This window comes from Hahella sp. HN01, assembly GCF_018986435.1.
Classification (GTDB): Bacteria; Pseudomonadota; Gammaproteobacteria; order Pseudomonadales; family Oleiphilaceae; genus Hahella.
In genome coordinates, this window is record NZ_JAHMIN010000133.1 from 1 (window position 1) to 1,003 (window position 1,003).

Sequence of the window (1,003 nt, forward strand, 5' to 3'; positions counted from 1 at the left end):
AGCAGCTGGCCCAGGAAAACGCCCGCCTGAAGCGTCAGTTGGCTGAACAGGCGGAAGAGCTTGCCGTGTTAAAAAAAGCGGCGGCGTACTTCGCCAAAAGCGTGAAGTGAGGTACGCCTTTATGCACTCTCACACAGGCCTTTTCCGCATCACTTGCATGGCGAGAACGCTTCAGGTCTCAAGAAGCGGCTACTACGTTTGGCTCCATCGGCAGAAAGTCCCTTCTCTGCGACGACAGCGTCAGCAATCCCTGGACATCCAGGTTGGAGCCGCCTTTGATAAAGCTAAAAAGCGTAATGGGGCGCCCCGGCTGACCAAAGACCTGGCGCAACAAGGCATTCAGGCTAACCGTAAAACGGTGGCCAGGAGCATGCGACGCTTGGGCTTGAGAGCGAAAGCCGCCAGAAAGTTTAAGGCCACCACTCATTCCAGGCATGGTCTTCCTGTGGCGGAAAACCTTCTTCAGCAGGACTTTAATGCAACGGAGATAAATCAAAAATGGGCGGGCGACATCACCTATTTGTGGACGGAAGAAGGTTGGCTGTATCTAGCCGTCGTGCTGGACCTGTTCAGCCGTAAAGTCATAGGTTGGGCGATGAGTTCGCGAATGAAATCGAAGCTGGTCTGCGACGCCTTGCGCATGGCGTTGTGGCGTCGACGTCAGCCCGAAGGGGTGATCGTCCATTCAGATCGAGGTTCCCAATATTGCTCAGAAGCCTATCAGACGTTGATTCAGGAGCACGGGCTTCGTTGCAGTATGAGCGGCAAAGGCAATTGCTATGACAATGCCTGTGTGGAAAGCTTCTTTCACTCCCTGAAAGTGGAAGCGATTCACGGAGAGCGGTACGCAACCCGACAAGAAATGCGTGAAGCCGTGTTTGAGTATATCGAAGTGGATTACAATCGAACCCGTCTTCACAGCGCAAATGGATATCTCAGCCCAGAGAGTTATGAAGTATCGAAAGTCGCTTAATGACGTGTCTAATCTTTGTGGGCAGGATCA

The 1,003-nt window shown here is 52.8% G+C and carries 1 pseudogene; it reads left to right on the forward strand.

From position 1 onward, the window contains the following. Positions 1-973: pseudogene (locus KP814_RS33575) on the forward strand (IS3 family transposase); the annotation flags it as partial. Between the last annotated feature and the right edge of the window lie 30 nt (positions 974-1,003).